The sequence below is a fragment of the Photobacterium aphoticum genome (assembly GCF_001029435.1).
GTDB lineage: Bacteria > Pseudomonadota > Gammaproteobacteria > Enterobacterales > Vibrionaceae > Photobacterium > Photobacterium aphoticum.
On record NZ_LDOV01000010.1, the window covers coordinates 99,384 to 116,842 of the forward strand.

General features: G+C 48.7%; 15 protein-coding genes. 9 read left to right on the forward strand and 6 right to left on the reverse strand.

All coding sequences use genetic code 11. The annotated features are described in order from the left end of the window. Positions 1-202 precede the first annotated feature (202 nt). Positions 203-1,978: an alkaline phosphatase D family protein gene (locus ABT58_RS04490; protein WP_158261709.1), complete on the forward strand. Its 1,776-nt coding sequence runs from the start codon at positions 203-205 to the stop codon at positions 1,976-1,978. Positions 1,979-2,119: 141 nt separating this feature from the next. Here the strand turns inward: ABT58_RS04490 and ABT58_RS04495 are convergent, their stop codons facing one another. From ABT58_RS04495 to ABT58_RS04510, 4 genes are read right to left on the reverse strand one after another with little or no spacing between them, the layout of a single operon-like run. Further along, positions 2,120-4,276, reverse strand: a complete 2,157-nt coding sequence (locus ABT58_RS04495; RefSeq protein ID WP_047873159.1) for a c-type cytochrome — start codon at positions 4,274-4,276, stop codon at positions 2,120-2,122. Next, positions 4,276-4,923 (reverse strand): cbb3-type cytochrome c oxidase subunit II, encoded by a 648-nt coding sequence (locus tag ABT58_RS04500; RefSeq protein WP_047873160.1) that lies wholly within the window; start codon positions 4,921-4,923, stop codon positions 4,276-4,278. Before ABT58_RS04500 ends, ABT58_RS04495 begins: the two co-directional genes overlap by 1 nt. Position 4,924: 1 nt before the next feature. Further along, positions 4,925-6,328 (reverse strand): cytochrome-c oxidase, cbb3-type subunit I, encoded by a 1,404-nt coding sequence (gene ccoN, locus ABT58_RS04505; protein ID WP_047873161.1) that lies wholly within the window; start codon positions 6,326-6,328, stop codon positions 4,925-4,927. 15 nt (positions 6,329-6,343) lie between these two features. After that, complete coding sequence (locus ABT58_RS04510) at positions 6,344-6,649, reverse strand: c-type cytochrome (protein WP_082211000.1); 306 nt, start codon at positions 6,647-6,649, stop codon at positions 6,344-6,346. Positions 6,650-7,442: 793 nt separating this feature from the next. On the opposite strand from ABT58_RS04510, the gene ABT58_RS04515 reads away from it, so the two are divergent. The 8 genes from ABT58_RS04515 to ABT58_RS04550 are packed head-to-tail and all read left to right on the forward strand — an operon-like array spanning position 7,443 to position 15,719. Then, positions 7,443-8,336, forward strand: a complete 894-nt coding sequence (locus tag ABT58_RS04515) for a hypothetical protein (protein ID WP_047873162.1) — start codon at positions 7,443-7,445, stop codon at positions 8,334-8,336. Between the two features lie 13 nt (positions 8,337-8,349). Next, entirely contained in the window at positions 8,350-9,066 is a 717-nt protein-coding gene (locus ABT58_RS04520; RefSeq protein WP_047873163.1) for a hypothetical protein, read from the forward strand. Continuing rightward, entirely contained in the window at positions 9,066-10,244 is a 1,179-nt protein-coding gene (locus tag ABT58_RS04525; RefSeq protein ID WP_047873164.1) for a hypothetical protein, read from the forward strand. Before ABT58_RS04520 ends, ABT58_RS04525 begins: the two co-directional genes overlap by 1 nt. Continuing rightward, positions 10,226-11,623, forward strand: coding sequence for a hypothetical protein (locus tag ABT58_RS04530; RefSeq protein WP_047873165.1), 1,398 nt, complete (start codon positions 10,226-10,228; stop codon positions 11,621-11,623). The genes ABT58_RS04525 and ABT58_RS04530 overlap by 19 nt, the downstream gene beginning before the upstream one ends. 21 nt (positions 11,624-11,644) lie before the next feature. Next, complete coding sequence (locus ABT58_RS04535; protein WP_047873166.1) at positions 11,645-12,946, forward strand: hypothetical protein; 1,302 nt, start codon at positions 11,645-11,647, stop codon at positions 12,944-12,946. Next, positions 12,930-13,724: a hypothetical protein gene (locus ABT58_RS04540; RefSeq protein WP_047873167.1), complete on the forward strand. Its 795-nt coding sequence runs from the start codon at positions 12,930-12,932 to the stop codon at positions 13,722-13,724. Before ABT58_RS04535 ends, ABT58_RS04540 begins: the two co-directional genes overlap by 17 nt. 27 nt (positions 13,725-13,751) lie before the next feature. Next, positions 13,752-15,074, forward strand: a complete 1,323-nt coding sequence (locus ABT58_RS04545) for a transglycosylase SLT domain-containing protein (RefSeq protein WP_047873168.1) — start codon at positions 13,752-13,754, stop codon at positions 15,072-15,074. Positions 15,075-15,086: 12 nt separating this feature from the next. Then, positions 15,087-15,719, forward strand: a complete 633-nt coding sequence (locus ABT58_RS04550; protein WP_047873169.1) for a hypothetical protein — start codon at positions 15,087-15,089, stop codon at positions 15,717-15,719. Positions 15,720-15,813: 94 nt separating this feature from the next. Here the strand turns inward: ABT58_RS04550 and ABT58_RS04555 are convergent, their stop codons facing one another. Further along, positions 15,814-16,353 (reverse strand): redoxin domain-containing protein, encoded by a 540-nt coding sequence (locus ABT58_RS04555; RefSeq protein ID WP_047873170.1) that lies wholly within the window; start codon positions 16,351-16,353, stop codon positions 15,814-15,816. Positions 16,354-16,496: 143 nt separating this feature from the next. Next, entirely contained in the window at positions 16,497-17,399 is a 903-nt protein-coding gene (locus ABT58_RS04560) for a LysR family transcriptional regulator (protein WP_047873171.1), read from the reverse strand. Positions 17,400-17,459 lie beyond the last annotated feature (60 nt).

A 17,459-nucleotide genomic window follows, 5' to 3' on the forward strand; every position in this document is an offset into this window, starting at 1 on the left:
GATAAAAATTCTGTGAGTAAATCATGCCAGCTTGTTTATATTTATTCATGATTAATTTAACGCAACCGTTAAAATATAAACAGAACTCAAAAATTGATGTGTATGTACGAGTGTCTTGTAAGTAGATATGTGTTTGTTATTGATTGCTTTACGTAATTTACCAATACTTCGCGCCATCTTTGATACACACGAACAATTAATAATGAAAAGACGTGACTTTATTCGCTGCCTCACCGTGGGTTCTGGTGCAGGTATCGTTTCTACAGCCTTTGCTCAAACTTCTTCTGCGACATCCTCTCTTGAAAATGCACAGGCTGAGACCGCACCACGTGTATACGGTGGCTTTACCCACGGCGTAGCCAGTGGTGACCCGCTGTCTGATCGCGTGATCCTGTGGACCCGTTTCCTGCCGGATGCATTCCTGAACGTGAACGAAGTGACGGTTCACTGGGAAATCGCGACCGATAAGCGTTTCAGCAAAAACTACCAGTCAGGTGAAGCATTGGCGCGTGAAGCATCTGACTTCATCGTGAAAGTGGATGTGGCTAACCTAAAGCCAAACAAAACCTACTACTACCGCTTCTTCGTTGACTTTATGCAGTCAGCGACAGGTGTGACTAAAACGCTGCCTGTAAACAACGTCGATAAAGTGAGTTTTGCCATTGCCACGTGTGCGAACCACCCAGCGGGTTACTTCAACGTTTACCGTGAAATCGTGCGTCAGCACAAGCGCAAAAAATTCGATGCCTTGCTGCATATCGGCGATTACATCTATGAATACGGCATGGGTGAATACGCGAGCGATCACGCCATTGAGCTAGACCGCGTTCCGTCACCGGCACACGAATGTATCACGCTGACCGATTACCGTAAGCGTTACGCACAGTACCGTTCAGATGCGGATCTGCAAGCGTTGCACGCGAGCATGCCGTTCATCCACATTTGGGATGATCATGAAATTGCCGATAACACGTGGAAAGATGGTGCATTCAACCATCAGCCACAAGAAGGTGACTTCATTGCCCGTCGTGAAGCGGCGATTCAGGCATTCCATGAGTGGTTGCCAATCCGTGACAATATGGTGGCAGAAGGCGAGATCTACCGTAGCTTTGTGTACGGCGACCTTGTACACCTGTTGATGCTGGATACCCGCGTCACCGGCCGTACCGAGCAGTTGGATTACGGCAACTACAGCAAAGCGGATCCACAAGCGGCTTACGATCAGCTACAGAAAGATTTGTATGCAGATGGTCACGAACTGTTGGGTGAGAAGCAGAAGCAGTGGATTGCGAGCGAGCTGCGTAACCATTCAACCCGCTGGACAGCATTGGGTCAGCAAGTGTTGATGACCAAGATGGATGTGCCGTTCAACCTGTTGTTGGCATTCATGGGCGCGAAAGAAGCACACCGCACTCGTACCCCGTTTGATTGCAACATCATTATGGAAGCGGCGCGTCACCCAAGCATTCTGAAATCGCCATACAACCTGGATGCGTGGGACGGTTACCCGAAAGATCGTGACTGGGTTTACCAGCAAATGAACAAGTACGGTAAGTCATTCGTGAGCTTTGCGGGTGATACGCACAACGCGTGGGCTGGCGAGTTGGTGAATAAGCAAGGTAATAACTGTGGCGTAGAATTCGCGGCGTCTTCTGTTGGCTCGCCGGGTATTGAGCACTACCTGCCATTGCCTCCAGTCTTGATGCGTGAACTGCAGAAGTTGTTCCCAGAACTGATCACCGATCTGAAGTGGGCGAACATCGTTGACCGTGGTTTCATGGCCGTGACGTTTACCCAAGAAGAAGTGAACTGTGATTGGATCTTCGTTGATAAGATTCTGTCGAAAGATTACAGCGTTCTGCCAATGACCCATGCATCAACCGAAGATGCACTGGAGCTAGACATTGATGAAGAAGACGGCCCTGATTGGGAAGACATCTTCGGTGATGTTGACCTCGATGATCTGCTAGACGACTAATTTGTTGTCGTAATCAGCACTCAATATACAACAGCCCATCGTTTAGCTTATAGGCTATCGATGGGCTGTTTTTTTATTGCTTTTCCCTTTGCTTCTTCTTTTTACTTCTTATTTCAATTCACTATCCTGCAACTCGCCCCGCTAGTTCATATTGATATTCCCATCACGCTGCTCATACATGTAAGGCGTGGTGTGTAGCCCTTCTGTATAACCCGCTTTTTCCAGCTGCTCACGTACCGATTTCACATCTTCCGCCGTGACGGGCTTTTCTCTTGCGCCCAGATAACTGCGCACAAAGGTGATCAGCTCTGCCAGTTTGTGATCCGACAAAATATCTTCAAAGCTGGCCATCGGCATGAAGTTCCGATCTTTATCGAGATAGGTCGGCTGCAAGCCGCGAATGGTCACAGCAATGGTATTGAACGGATCTTGGTGCATGATGATCCCGTTATTGAGCAGGGTAGGGGCAATTGGGTCGCGACCTTTGCCGTCTTCCCCATGGCACGCGCCACAGGTCTGGTTATAGGTTTGGTAGATGTCACTCTGGTACGCGGCATCGGTAAACCCAGAGGGTTGCAAACGCTGGCTGCCTTCGGCGAGGAAATTGTTGGTATCACCGGCCAGCAAGTAGTAAGACATGGCTTCGATATCATCACGGGTCATCAGGCTCAGGCTGTTTTTGATCACATCTGCCATTCCCGCAAACGCCGACCCTTTACTGGAGTGTCCGGTGTGAAGAAAATCTGTCAGTGACGTGATATCCCAGCCATCCACAAACAACTCTGTGGCGGTGATCCCGGGGGCGTTCCAGCCATCAATGATATTGCCTTGGAAAATCCGCTTTTCTTCCAGTGCCTGTGCAATGTTTCGTGGCGTGTGACACTCCGAGCAGTGGCCTAAACCGGCGACGAGATATTTCCCTTTCTGCCATTTTTCCACGTCATCCACTTTACGTTCTAATGCGCTTGGCAGGGTCAAATCCAGTGGTGCAGTATCCATAAACACGATATTCCAGCCGAGTAAGCCTAGGCGAATATTGGCCGGGAACATCATGGCGTTCTTGTCGTTTTGACGAGATACCGCCGTGATGGATTGCATGTACTCCCACAGGTCGTGCATGTCTTCTTCACTAACATACTGGTAAGAGGTATAAGGCATTGCGGGGTATAAATAACCGTGTTTGCCTTTCCCATCAACGAGAGCGGCCTTGAAGTCCTCATAGGTGTAGCTGCCGATCCCTTCGGTAACATGTGGGGTGATGTTGGTGGAATAGATGGTGCCAAATGGGGTGACAAAGGGCAGGCCACCGGCAAACGGCTCACCGCCTTCTGCACTGTGACAGGCCACGCAGTCACCGGCATGGGCCAGATATTCCCCGCGCTCAATCGCACTTGCTTCTAACTGAGCCAGTTTGCCGTCTTCATCTAGCCGCGCTTTGGTGATGTAAGCGCCCAGCGCCAGAATTTCATTGTGGCTGAGTTGGTTTTCAAACGCGGGCATAACGTTGTTGATCCCGCTGCGAATGGTGTGTTGGATTTCTTCAATACTGCCGCCGTGTAGCCAGACATCATCAGCCAGTGTTGGGATCCCGAGGGACTGATTGGCGATGGTGCCATTGCCGTGGCACGACGCACAATATTGCATGAAGAGCCCTTGCCCTAACTCCACTTTGACCGGTGGCACATCGGTGTGACGTTGGTTAAGGGAGGCCAAGTAATACGACATCTTGGCGATTTGATCTTGATTAAGCACATCGACCCAGCCAGGCATGGCGCCGTTACGGCCTTTTTCGATGGAATGAATAATCGCTTCATCGGTGCCGCCGTACAGCCACACATTATCAATCAGGTTGGGGAAGTGTTTGGCTCCCTGAGCGTTATCCCGGTGGCAGGCGGCACAGTGGGTTTGAAATAAAATGCGTCCGGATGCCACGATGTCTGGTTGAGTGGCCAGTGCAGACAGTGACGTGTCCTGAATTTGTTCAAATTGCTCATCAAGATTGGTAGTGGGGTGGCTGAGTTTGTCATCACTTTGCTGCCAAGTGACTAAGCCGGGCCAATCTCCCAATCCCGGATAGAGAATGAGGTAGCCGAAAGACAAGGCAAAGGCGATGGCGTAAGCCACAAACAGTAACTTGGGCGGGGGCGCATCGGTTTCATCAATGCCATCGAAGGTGCCGATCACGGTGTCCTGATTGGCCTCTTTGTTACGACGCCAGTATTGCAAGACAACGCCCACCATCAGGGCAAAAAAGACCACCGTACAAATGATCGCCCACAGGTTCCAGAACATAGCCATTAGTCTGCCCCCTCAGATCGCGGTACATGCGTTAACGTTGCGCTGTCAGGCTGCGAGGTATCGACGCCCAGACTTTGTAAGTAACGAATTAACGCTTCACCTTTTGTTTTCCCTCTTACTTGTAAACGGGCGTTATCAATGTCTTGATCAGAATAGGGTACCCCTAAGGTGCGCAACGTGAGCATTTTTGCGGTAATGCGATCGCCAGTGAGTACTTGCTCAAACAACCACGGATACGCCGGCATGATGGAGGTCGGCACCACTTGGCGCGGGTTAATCAGATGGATCGCATGCCATTGGTCGGAATATTTGCGCCCAATATTAGTGAGATCCGGCCCGGTACGTTTCGACCCCCACAAGTTAGGAAATTCATAAATATCATCCGCTTCTTCATTCGGACGGCCATTGCGACGCACTTCCGGATCCAACGGGCGCACCATTTGGGTGTGACACACATGGCAACCTTCACTGATATATATATCCCGTCCGGCCAGCTCGATGGGGGTTAACGGTTTGGCGAGGCTTTTGGCTTTCAAATCGCCGTCATACAGAATATTGGGCACGACCCATGTGAGCAGCGATAACGAGGCCACACCGAAAATAACCACGATCAGGATGACAACAGATTTCGTGAAATCAGCACTCATATCAGGCCTCCTTTGCCACAAGGATCACCGGCGAGCGTAATGTTTTGTACAAGTTGAAGGCCATGAGCACCAGCCCCAAGACAAATAACGCCCCACCGACAAAGCGCAGGAATAGCCACGGCGCTTTGAAATTCATGGCTTCGACAAAGCTGTAAATCAATTGGCCGTTGTCACTTTGTGCCAGCCACATGTAGCCTTCGCCAATGCCCGCAATCCATAAAGCGACGGCGTAAAGCAAAATACCGGCATGAGCAAGCCAGAAATGCCATTTGATCAGCCGCTGCGACCACAATTGTTCTTTGTTCCACAGCCTTGGAATAAACCAGTAAAACACCGCAATGCCTGACATACCCACCCAACCTAACGCGCCGGAGTGTACATGGCCGATCACCCATTCACTGTTATGGGCAATCATGTTGAACCAGCGGATCGCCAGCAGTGGCCCTTCAAAGGTGGCGAGGCAGTAATAAATAATGGCGGAGAAGAAGAACAGTAAAATGTAGTCATTCTTGAGCTTGGTTTTGTTTTGCAGCAGTGTCATTGCGCTGTTGAATGCGCCCCCCCAAGAGGGGAGCCAGAGGATCAGTGACATCACAATACCGATGTTTTGCACCCATACCGGCACAGACGAGTAGATAAGGTGATGGGTACCGGCCCAGGTGTAAAAACCGACGAGCCCCCAGAAGTGAATAATGGACAGGCGATAAGAATAAATCGGCCGTTCAGCGGCTTTGGGAATGAAGTAGTAGTTCATCCCAATCACCCCGGCTGTAAGCAGAAAGCCCACCGCATTGTGTCCCCACCACCATTGCACGATGGCATCTTGCGCACCGGCATAGACCGAATAGGACTTCATGAAGTAAGCGGGTAATTCGAGATTATTCACCACAAAGATCATCGCAATTACAATGATAAAGGCAGCATAAAACCAGTTGGCGACGAAGATGTGTTTAACGGTACGTTGCGCTAAGGTGCCAAAGAACAAAACGGCATAGAGCACCCATACCACCACAATCAGAATATCAATCGGCCATTCCAGTTCCGCGTACTCTTTTGAGGTGGTGTAGCCTAAGGGCAAGGAAATGACGGCCAGCAGTAAGATTAATTGCCAGCCCCAGAACACCATCCAGGCGAGGCTGCGATTATAGAGGGCGCATTGGCAGGAACGCTGGGCAATGTAGAGCGATGTCCCCATCAATATGTTGACCACAAAGCCGTAAATGACCCCGGAAGTGTGCAGCGGGCGCAGTCGGCCAAATTGGAAATATTCAGAGTCAAAATTGAGTGATGGCCAGTACAGTTGCGCGGCCAGAATGACCCCAATGAGCATCCCGATGAACGCCCAGACGAGGGAGGCCACAATAAAGTACTTCACTACCTTGATGCTGTAAGGGGCATCGGTCATGGGATACTCCTTTTCTTATTCGCTGTCAGTACCCAGTTTCGAGTAATAGTATGAAATATCAGCAATATCTTGTTCCGACAGGGCATCGGCTTGTTGGTGCATGAGTACGGCTAAGCCACCAGAACGTTCTCTCGATTGATAACTTTTCAGCGAGGAGATCATGTACGTCATTTTTTGTCCGCGCAGATTGGGGTAGGACTCAATGCTGGAAATGCCGTTTTCGCCATGGCAGGTCATACACACTTTGGCTTTTTCTTTGCCGACATCAAATTGGTCATCGGCATAACTGGGGAGGCTGCTGGTGAGTGCAGCGAGCGACATTATCCCTAATGCCTTTGCGATCATCATATTGGAGACGAGTTTGCTCACAACATCACTCCTTCTGAGTGTAGTCACAGTAGGGGTATCTGTACTTCTCTGCACATGATGTTGTTATTGTTGAAAATCGCGCAGGGTACAGTCTTTTCTACTTATAGGGCTTATGAAGCACGTTAGATCAAAAATATAGTCGCTCGACATAGTGACAACAAGGTGAGGGGGGCGATTAGAATCGCTGAGACAGTAATAAATGAAGATAAAAAACGTCATTTTATTGTCTGTAAAATAAACAATATCATCCTGTTTTAGCCATAGAGGAGAATCTAAACACGTTGAAATATGTGTAAAACGTATTTTATGTGCGAGTGGAAAAGGATTTTTGTGAGTTTAATCAAAAAAGAAATGTTATTTCATAAACAAATTGATGGGTGTTTTTTAAACGTTTAAATATCAGTGAGAATTAATAGTTTGTTTCAGATCACAAAAATATAAATAAGCAAAATGCATATAAATAAAGGAATTATTCGGGATCGTGAATAGGAATGATTCGACGGTATTTTGACGCTTAATGACAGCGGTTTGTCGCTTCCGCTAAGAGCGCAATAAAGACGGTACTCCTGTCATCAACTAAAATTTATAATTTGGAGAAAGATCACACTTTTTCCATTGTGAGATTGAATGAATATGCATTTTTTACGAGTCACTCGATGTTTTTTGGTGGATTGAAGAAGGCATTTTTCTTGGTTACATTTCGCGAACAGTTATCAGGGATGTGCGGTTGTAAAGAGTGAGTCCGATGTCATTTGTTCGTTATTTCACAGGGTTATGCCTTCTGGGTATGGTTAGTGCCGCCTGTGCAGAGTCGTATTTAACGATTGATGGTTTCGGCGAAACGGAACAGCAAGCCGCGAAAGATGCAAAACAGCAACTCGCTTTAAGTTTGTATAGCAACATTGAAGTTGAAGAAGAAACTCGCCAGGTAAACAAAGACGGAAAAGTGATTTCTGAGTATGAAATGCGCTCAGTGATCCGCTCTTTGCCTATTGATGTTCCCCATCTCGAAATGGTGAGTGTCAATTGTGAAACGTCGACTTGTCACTATCAATTCCGTGTTAATAAAACACGCTGGATTGCTTCATTAAAACAAGATGTGGCTGAACACCACGATATTATTTCCGACTATTTGCCACTGTCTGGCAAGCAATGGCGTGATGTAAAGCGTCTTGGAAATATCCGTTCTGATCTTATTAGTAGTGAGCAGGCGCTGATCATTTTGTCTTCTCTGGGGGCAGATGAAATAGCGTTACCACAAGATAAACAATCACGCTTAATTCGCCACGTAGCCCGATATGAGAATGGCGTACAGATTTCTTATCGTGCATCGAATGACCGTTTTGCCGCTCAGATGAAAGCCGCGTTGACGGAGTCAAGTCTGGCGTCTGCACACGGCGATATCACGGTTTACCTCAAAGGCAACGAGCAAAAGGGGAAACGTGGTAAGCAGTTTGTCGCGAAACAAACCCTTATTTTACAGATTTTTGAAGCCAGCAACCCAGGTGTGGTTGTGGCACAAAAGCAGCTTTCGGCGATAGGTACATCGCCGACAAGTACTGACAGCGCCCTTGAACTGGCACGTCAGCAAATAATTAAAAAAGTACAAACCCAATCTATTTACTCATTGTTAGATTAAAAAGGACAAAATAATGCTTAAGAAGACAGTAATGGCAGGTTTTATTGTTTCTGCACTTGCAGGCTGTTCACTAATGGACGGTCAGACATCTGCAACGGCAGACCGTGCAGAAATGACAAAAGAACTGGCTAAGACTTGTGCGGAACTGGGTTCTGATTACACCACCGTTTCTTACGCAGTAGATAAAGCATCAAAAGTGATGGTGTCTATTCAAGAGCGTCAGTGTTCGGTATTCGGTGATTACCGCACGCTAGCTTCTAAGCATGCTGATGTTGCTGGCTTCCTGGCAATTAACGCAGACAAATCTGACGAAGAGCTACTGGTTGCGATGAACGAGTTCGACGCAGACAAACCAGCAAACAAGAAAATCCGTCCACAGGTTGAAGCGTACAAAAACGCCTCAGATGCGATTTTTGACAAGAACGTGAAACTGGCTGCTGACCTTGCTTTGCAGGCCGCTGAGATTGCGATCATTGCTTCTCAAAATGCGACGGCGATTGCTCATGACACTGCAAACCAAGGTATCGGTAACCTTCTGACTGCACTTTCTAACGAATCGAAAGAAGAAGGCGAGAAGAAAGAAGTGGTACCAGTTGTTGCTGCATACAATGAGCTAAAAGCACGTTCAACGCTTGCATACGATGCAAACACGCTGATTTCAATGGATCAGAACACTATCGAGCAGCTAGAGAACCTAGACAAAGTCCTTGCTGAGAAAGTGAAGTCATAATGAAACTAACTCACATTGCCGGTGTAGTGGCAGTGAGTTTGGCTCTTGCTGGTTGTGCGACCGGCAAGGGTAGCCAGACTTACGCTGTAGAGAGTAATGCAGGCAACTCTTCGCTGATCCTCGGCAAATCAGCAGAAGCCTTCAGCAATGAAGATATCGAAGTACCGGCGTATTTCAATACGCAGGGACTGGATTTCTGTACTTACGATGTTGAGCGTGAAGACGCACGTTGTCCGCTAGCGAAAAAGACCATTCGTATTTACTTCGGTGATGTGAACACGGATTTAAGCGCGACGTTGAAAGGTCAATCGGCAGGCGTGTTCAATGCCATGCACAGCACCATCAACCAATACAAATCCAAAGCATTGGAAAATACGCTGGAAAACCAGTTTGCCGGTGTGAACCGTTTCCGCATTGTGACCCGTGACACCGATACTGTTAACGCTGTAATGAAAGAAATTACAGAGTCTGAAGGGGCACTGAACGTTGCCACGAAGAAGGCAAACAGTACGCGCTTGTCAACAGACTACGCCATGAAAGTGGACGTGCTGAAAACCGGTGACATGCTGTTTGGTTCAACGCAGTCATTGTTCCAAACCTCGATGGAAATGACCGTGGGTGTGATCAACCCGTATACCGGTGAGAAGCTGAGCTACCCGAATGTGGGTAAAATCCGTGTATCTAACTTTGATGTGCGTGAGAAAAACAGCTTCACCACGGTGATTGCGAACGGTGAATACTACCGTGGCTTTAACTACACCAGTGGTAAAGATGTCGGTGCTGTGTTGAATGAAATGTCTTCACGTGGCTTTGACATCATGCTGTCTCGTCTGTTGACGGAAATGCCATCAACCGCACAGGTTATGGGTATTAAAGGCGATCGCGTATCGCTAGACCGTGGTCAGAACGCTGGTGTGTTGCCAAACGAAACCATGGTGGTGTTTGAATACAGCGCCGGGTTTGTTGAGCCAATCGGTGTCGCGACAGTTAACCCAAGCATGCAGAGTGCACAAGGTAAGATTGTGCGTTGGAAAGACAGCAAGCTGGCTGACCAAGTGAAAGATGAAGCGGAAGCGGGCATTTACCGTCCGGATCGCAATCGTCGTCTTTTCGCAGTGAGTGTCGGTGTACCAGCTGAGTTCATGAAGGACCGTAGTACATGGGTCGAAAAAGGCTAACTCACGGCGTTGCGCTGAGTACCTTGTTCGTTTCCCTGACTGCATCCGCATTGGAACTTGATTTGAGCCAGCCTTCGTCGCTGGCTCTTGTCGAACAAGGCTGTGCATATGGACGCGGGGCACTTGCCATCGAAGCCGCAAAGGCGCAAGGGCTGAATAACCTGCGTCTTTTCTTAGAGGGTGAAACCTCATTTTCATTCTCGACGGATGAATCCATGTTGCTCGATGAGCAATACGACCAAGATACGCGTGAAGTTCTGATCTCCGGGATTGCTCAGGGTACCGTCCATGCGGATTTCGGCCGTCCTGAAATTCAGGGTGATGATACCTGTGTCACGGTGCGATTGACGCCGCCGGCTGACGATGCCTTATCGGGTGGTGATGACGGGATTGCGTGGGATTCACAGCCGACGATTTCAGTGGTCGTGACCGGTGAAGGTAAAAACCAGTCTGGACTGACGGCGCGCCAGGCCGCTGAACAAGACGCTTTCCGTCGTGCTATCAGTCAAGCATTAGGCGTGATGGTGAAGTCGGGTTATCTGCAGCAGATGTACTCCAGTATGTCGGCAGATACCAATAATGATGATTTCAACATTGAAGAAGTGACACGTCAGTCATTGTCAATGCAATCGCAAGGCATGATCACCAGCTGGAATGAAATTGCCAGTCAAAAACAAGCCGATGGTAGTTTGTCTTTAACGCTGGATGTCAACGTTGAACGCCAGAAAATGGAAGACAAGGTTGCGCAGCTCATTAAGAGTCTGGGCCAGCCGTCGGTGCATGTGAATGCGCGTTTGCCTGTGGTGAAAAGTGTCTTTTCTGAAACCCTTGCCGGAATGGGATTTGATTTGTCGTCTGATGAGGCGCAATCCACCATCATTCTGGATGTGGCAGAAAAAGCCAAAGTCACTTCGTCTGGCTTACAGCTGGAAATTATCGCGGTGATGCGAGACAGCGTGGGCAATCAGTACGCCACGTGGCGTAACGACCCAACGTTCATGAGCTTACCGAATGAGCCGGGCATGTTGGATCAGTTAGCGGCCATACACCTGGCGACGGATCAGACCAAGCAAGCGATCAAAATTCAGCTTCAAACCGCAGCGGAAAAAATGGCCATGCGTGGTGGTCCGGTGCGTCAGCTGATTTTCTCCACTCGTGCCGCTGGTCAACAAGGGCAATTGTTTACCTTGTTGAGTGCCATTAATGGTGTGTCTGACATCAAGATGGCGACCAAGTCGAACAAAGTGGTGGTGCAGCTTCGCTCACTCAGCAATGCCAGTGAATTGGCTCAGTATATTGAGCCCACTCTGCGTGTTCATCAGCCCAAGTATCGCTCCAAGCTCAGTGTGATGAATGAATATCAGATCAATGTGCTTTAAGAAAAAAATTTAGGAATACACATGTTTAAACAAACGTTGTTGTCGCTGCTATTGGCGGCAACCTTTAATACTGCGCACGCAAGTGTGGATTTTGATCTGGATGATCTTGTTCCGGCAACGTCAGCAACAGAAGAAACGCAGACGGTTGATACGTCTGACGTAAAAGAAGTGGATGACGTGATCATCGCTGACGATCCAAAAGCGGCGGTTTTGGTTGCTCACCAGAGCCTGATTGAAGATGAAGGCGATGGCGTGAAAATGATCGCTGTCAGCTCAGGTGTCGGCATTCTGTCTACCGGTTCTGGTAGCTACGAGACGTACGAAAACCGTAACGCAACACTATTGTCAAAGCGTGCGGCCTACATGAAAGCGTTCCAGATCGCGAAAAAGCAATTGGTTGAGAACATGGAAGGCATGCAGAACATGTGTGCCACTGCTGTGAACGAAACCATGGATGCGATTGATACTGCGACCGACAGCGTGGCAAACACCACCAGCATGATGAGTGACAACTGTGCGGAGTCAGTAAAAGGTGCATTGGCCGGTTACGTGACGTTTGACGTGTACGATGATCCTGCTGAGAAACTAGTTCGTGTAAGTTTGATTTCAACACCGAAAACGCGTGAGCAAACCAAGCGTAAAGTGGGTGCATTGACGCAAACCACTGAGCCAAATGCGATCTTCAAGCAGATTATCGGTGATCTACAGGCTGGCGTGATGCCGCCAGTGGGCGCGAAAGTGATCACTAACCCAGAAACCGGCGAGTCTTTCGTTCTTGGTTTCGGTTCATCCATCATTCGTGACAACAAGAACAAGAGCGTTCAGCGCAAACTGCTTGCTATGTCTAAGTCACAGGCACAAGCGAAAGCGCGTAACGGTCTGATTGCCGTGATGCAGGGTGAAGAAGTGTACTGGGAAGGCGGTTTCAGTGAAAACCAGCTAGAGAAGAACGAGCAGTTCAGCTACCCAGAAGACAGCATCAACCCAGCAGATGCAACCGCACTGGCAGAAGATAAGCACACGTTCATGAACAACATGAAGTCTGCGGAATCTTACAAGTCATTCGCAGCGGGTAAAGTGCCACCAGGCGTTTCAGTGAAAACGTTCAAGAGCAGCGACGGCGACTGGATGCTAGCTGTTGCAGTTTACGCGCCTTCTCTGGAAGCGGCAGCGAAACAAGCGGCAGCAGAAAACAAGCAGCGTGTTCGTGAAGGCAAAAATACCGGTACGGCACACAAAGTGGGTACTACAGGTGGCCTGACAGAGGGCGGTAACAATGCACAAGGCCCATCTGGCCAGGTAAGCAATGTTAGCGACCTATAAAGTCAGGGCGTGGTTGCTGGCGGGCTTAGTAAGCCTGCCAGCAATGGCCGAACAAGCGGTGTCTGCGTCGCCAGCTTCTGCGTTAACGACCCATTGGGAATTTGCCGGCACCACTTATGAGGTGGCTGGATCGTCCTCTGACTTTACGGTCACGGTCAATCGTCAGACGCCGTTGTCTGCCAATCAGATGAAAGCATTATGCCGTAAGGGGTTGGGATTACCACTGCGTGCGGAATACGAAGATAAGCTGATCGCGAAGGGCTTAATTGCGTCCCGGTTCTCTACTTGGCCGATGACTAACCTTCGTTACGATTTATCGGACATTCATTACAGCAATGTCGGCAGTCAGTCAGCCTCATGCTCCGCGACGTTAACAGACAGTGGCAAAGCCACGAACTTGGATGCCACCGCATTGAGCTATGCCGTAGCGTACTTTGCCACCCAGCAGTACGACGCCATGAAGCCGATGTTGCCATATCTGATGAAGCAACCCGCCGTGGCGATGGACGCCGCTGGTTTGGTGACCTTGCTGCTTAGCCAGCAAGACAATGCCAAGGCGACAGCGTATTACCAGCAGTATGTGGATATCAGTGCGATAAAGACTGATGACATTATTCTGCGTTTGGCAGAGTGGCAGTACGGCCAAGATTTGGTCACAAGTCTCGGTATTGCTAAATACTGTCAAAGCCCTGCGTGTGAACAATTTATCTTGCAAGTTGAAGATGATATCGCCCAACAGGACGAAGCGTCTGCCGGTGATCTTAGTGCGTATTTCTAACGCCTTGTAATAAGGAAATCTCCCACAATGAAATGTAGACACGGTGTTTTGGCCATTGCCATCAATCTTTTGCTGATGGGCAATGTGCAAGCCAACGATCCTTTTGCAGAACTCGATCAGGCAGTTTCTGAAATGTCTGCGGATCACAGCGAAGAATTTAACCAGTGGTATGCCCAGCACATTGAAGAGTTTAATCAATGGCAGATGGCTAACCTGGAAAAATGGGATAAGCAAAAGAACAATGCGCTGAATACTTGGGGTGATACCAATACAGACTCACAGGATGTATTGGTGGTTTATGATGCCCAACAAGGTTCGCGTACGGTGATCGACCTTGAAAAAGGTGAAATCCGCATTAGCTACAAGTTGCCGGAAAAAACAGCGTCAACGCCAGCTAAAGAAACAGCGGCAGAAGTGGCGAAAATCGATCAGGTGATTGCTAAAAATAGCGCATTACTGAACGAAATGGGCATCGACACGCCGAAAGTAACAGCCAAGCAAGTGGAAGTGAAAGCGATTGCGCCGGCTCAGGCTGAACTTGAGAAAGTAAAGCAAGAGATCAAAGATCAGACCGATCGTCAGATGAGTCAGTTGGACATCTATGTCGAACAAGATGAACAGCCAATGATGACGGATGCGCAAAAAGACGCACTGCTGGCCCGACAAAAGCAGATCATGAAGCAAAACGAAGCCAAGCGCTTGCAGCAAATGGAACAAAATTTTGCCCAAACGCAGGTGAAATTCCAGCGCTCATCATCTCGTATGGTGGAATACACCTCCAGTATTCCAAAGTCTGCGGTGTCGGATCGTGCCAAAAACTACATGCCGTACATCTATGCGGAAAGTGACAAGCATGAACTGCCAGCACCGCTGGTGTTAGCCATCATGCACACGGAATCGCACTTCAACCCGAAAGCGAAATCCCATGTACCCGCTTACGGTTTGATGCAGATTGTACCGACTACCGCCGGGCATGATGTGAATAAGCTATTTCGTGGTAAAGACAAGCCGATGAAACCGTCGGAGTTGTACAACCCGAAAATTAACATTGAAACCGGGACGGCGTACTTGAAGATTCTGGAAGGCCGTTATTTGCGCGGCATCGAGAATGAAGAAAGCGCGACCTATGCGGTGATTGCTGCATATAACACCGGCTCAGGTAACGTTGCAAAAGCGTTTGGTGAACGTAGCGTACGCGCCGCGATTAATAAAATTAACACCATGACGCCAAACCAGGTTTACCATCACTTGATGGCGAATTTGCCGTACGAAGAGACGCGCAATTACCTAGAGAAAGTGAATAAGCGCATGCAAACCTATCAGCAGCATGAAACTTACTCCATGATTTAATAAGGGCATACAATGAAAAAATCACTATTATCTGCAGCCATGCTTGCTGTGCTAATGACCGGTTGTGCATCTCAAAATACCGCACCGGTTCAGCCAACCACGAATAACGATTCAAGTGCTCAACTGCCTGCATGGGTAATGAGCCCGGCGTCAGCGAACGGCTACGCGGCGTCTAACTGCGTAACGGCAACAGGTAACTTCTCTGTTGACCGTAACCATGCGGTATCGCTATCGCGCAACACATTGGCGCAAAACATGCAGACTAAAGCTAGCGTGTTGGAAAAGACGTACCAAAAAATGGATTCTGCAGCAGGCAATACCTCAACCGGTACCTCTTTTGAGCAAGCGGCAAAGCAAGTCGCTAGCGTTTCACTACAGAAGAGCCAGGTTGAGCAAATCGCTGTTGTGAAAATTGCTGGTGTTGATCAGGTGTGTGCGCTGGTAACAATGCCGAAAGTTGAAACAGAAAAAGTGTTCAATGTACTGGCGAATGCTGCGGGTCCGATTGACCCAACAGACAAAGAAGCACTGTACAAAGAGTTCATGAGCCAGAAAACGGCGAAAGAACTAGAAAAGCAAGCGGAAGCGCTGTCTGCTGAAATGCCTGCGGCACCAGCAAAACCAGCGGTACCTGCACAGGCTTAATATTGAGCTGATTAAGTGAATAACAAAACGCCCAGCGAAGCGATTCGCTGGGCGTTTTTGTATTTCATGAAGCAATGAGTACGCGGTTTATGTCTCAATAATCAAGCGTGCCGCGAATCGGGTAATGATTATCAGGGTTACGGATCCAAGCCAGCCCTCGGGTTAATGCGCCCAGCTCTGGTCTGACAAAGGGATTATTGGAAATATCCACGACATGTAATTGGCCTTTCTCGTTGACGATGAACAGCCCCGGTTCGGCAAAGTGATGGTCGGTTTCTTGCTCTGAACGCGGAATGGAAATGTATAAGCCCAGTGTCTTCATGGCGTTTTCTGATAAGCCGTAGGCAATAGGGAAGCTGATGGTCAGCTTTTCCAAGTGCGCCTCAAGCTGGTGTTTGGCATCTGCCGAAACCGCCAGAATATCCACGCCAGCATCGGCAAAGGCTTGTTGGTAAGTTTCCAGTTCATTGAGGTATTGCGTACACAATGGACAATGCTTGCCTCTATAGATAAAGACGGCCTGCCAGGTCGCGTCCCCTTGAGGCGCTCCCAGTGTGACAGAGCTGCCGTCTAACCGTGTGGCGGTAAGGGATGGGAAGTCGTCGCCTGCTTTAAGCTTCACTGAATGTGCCATATCGTCTCCTTGTACGATGTATGGTTACGTTATCGAAATAGGCAATACCTACTTTAGGAAGAAAAACGTAGCCCGACAAGTAGTTACCTTTTGGTAACCACGATGTTGTCTCTGGTTGTGTGATGACAGATTTAGATTTTATGTTAGAGGGTTAGCGCTTCACACTGTGCCAGTTTTTCTTTAAGGAAATCCACAAAGCAACGCACTTTGAGCGGGGTATAACGGCTGTGTGGGTAGATGGCATTAAACGGGATATCTTGCCCTGTATAGTTCGCTAATACCTGTACCAGCTGGCCGGATTCTAAGTACGGCTTCACCATCCAGATGGGCAGCAAGACTAGCCCTAGGCCGCTTAATGCCACCTCCAGTAATACATCCCCGTTATCACTTTGGAAATTGCCTTTTACCGGCACAGTGATTTCCTTGTCATCGTCATAAAAGCGCCAGGTATTGACAGTTTTCATCCCTGCGTAGGCGAGGCAGTTATGTTGCTGTAAATCATTGGGGGTTATGGGCTTGCCGAATTGCTCGAAATAGTCAGGTGAAGCCAGTACCAGCATGTTGTTGTTAAACAGGTGCCGGGCGATGAGGGTGGAATCTTCCAACTGGCGGGCGCGAATAGCGACATCGATGCCATCACTGATCAAATCGACGTGCTTATCACTCAGCAGTAAGTCCACCTGAATATCGGGATAGCGCGAGAAAAACTCGGAGATGATTGGCGCGAGTAACAAACGACCAAAGGCGACGGGCGCGGTAATGCGCAATACACCGCGAGGCAGGGCGATATCGGAACGGGCGCGCGCTTCTGCCTCATCTAATTCCCCTAACAGGTTTACGCAAGTCTCATAATATTCTGCGCCCGCTTGGGTTAACGCATGATCACGGCTGCTGCGGGTCAGTAGCTTCACACCGATATGGTTTTCTAAGGCGGCCACTTTTTTGCTGATGGTGGTTTGGGTGGTATGCATGTCTCTGCCAGCCGCAGAGAAACTGCCGGTTTGTACCACGCGGACAAAGGCGCGCATCGCGCTGAGTTGATCCATGACGGTTTTCCTAAGTAATGCTTTTTCTAACTATCAGTGTTGCTCAGCCATAACGTTTTT

Bases quoted from the DNA above. Each gene is read 5' to 3' on its own strand.
- ABT58_RS04545 (WP_047873168.1), top strand. From the start codon at position 13,752: ATGAAATGTAGACACGGTGTTTTGGCCATTGCCATCAATCTTTTGCTG.
- ABT58_RS04555 (WP_047873170.1), bottom strand. From the start codon at position 16,353: ATGGCACATTCAGTGAAGCTTAAAGCAGGCGACGACTTCCCATCCCTT.
- ABT58_RS04535 (WP_047873166.1), top strand. From the start codon at position 11,645: ATGTTTAAACAAACGTTGTTGTCGCTGCTATTGGCGGCAACCTTTAAT.
- ABT58_RS04520 (WP_047873163.1), top strand. From the start codon at position 8,350: ATGCTTAAGAAGACAGTAATGGCAGGTTTTATTGTTTCTGCACTTGCA.
- ABT58_RS04510 (WP_082211000.1), bottom strand. From the start codon at position 6,649: ATGTCGCTCGCTGCACTCACCAGCAGCCTCCCCAGTTATGCCGATGAC.
- ABT58_RS04500 (WP_047873160.1), bottom strand. From the start codon at position 4,923: ATGAGTGCTGATTTCACGAAATCTGTTGTCATCCTGATCGTGGTTATT.
- ABT58_RS04540 (WP_047873167.1), top strand. From the start codon at position 12,930: ATGTTAGCGACCTATAAAGTCAGGGCGTGGTTGCTGGCGGGCTTAGTA.
- ABT58_RS04525 (WP_047873164.1), top strand. From the start codon at position 9,066: ATGAAACTAACTCACATTGCCGGTGTAGTGGCAGTGAGTTTGGCTCTT.
- ABT58_RS04490 (WP_158261709.1), top strand. From the start codon at position 203: ATGAAAAGACGTGACTTTATTCGCTGCCTCACCGTGGGTTCTGGTGCA.
- ccoN (WP_047873161.1), bottom strand. From the start codon at position 6,328: ATGACCGATGCCCCTTACAGCATCAAGGTAGTGAAGTACTTTATTGTG.
- ABT58_RS04495 (WP_047873159.1), bottom strand. From the start codon at position 4,276: ATGGCTATGTTCTGGAACCTGTGGGCGATCATTTGTACGGTGGTCTTT.
- ABT58_RS04550 (WP_047873169.1), top strand. From the start codon at position 15,087: ATGAAAAAATCACTATTATCTGCAGCCATGCTTGCTGTGCTAATGACC.
- ABT58_RS04515 (WP_047873162.1), top strand. From the start codon at position 7,443: ATGTCATTTGTTCGTTATTTCACAGGGTTATGCCTTCTGGGTATGGTT.
- ABT58_RS04530 (WP_047873165.1), top strand. From the start codon at position 10,226: ATGGGTCGAAAAAGGCTAACTCACGGCGTTGCGCTGAGTACCTTGTTC.
- ABT58_RS04560 (WP_047873171.1), bottom strand. From the start codon at position 17,399: ATGGATCAACTCAGCGCGATGCGCGCCTTTGTCCGCGTGGTACAAACC.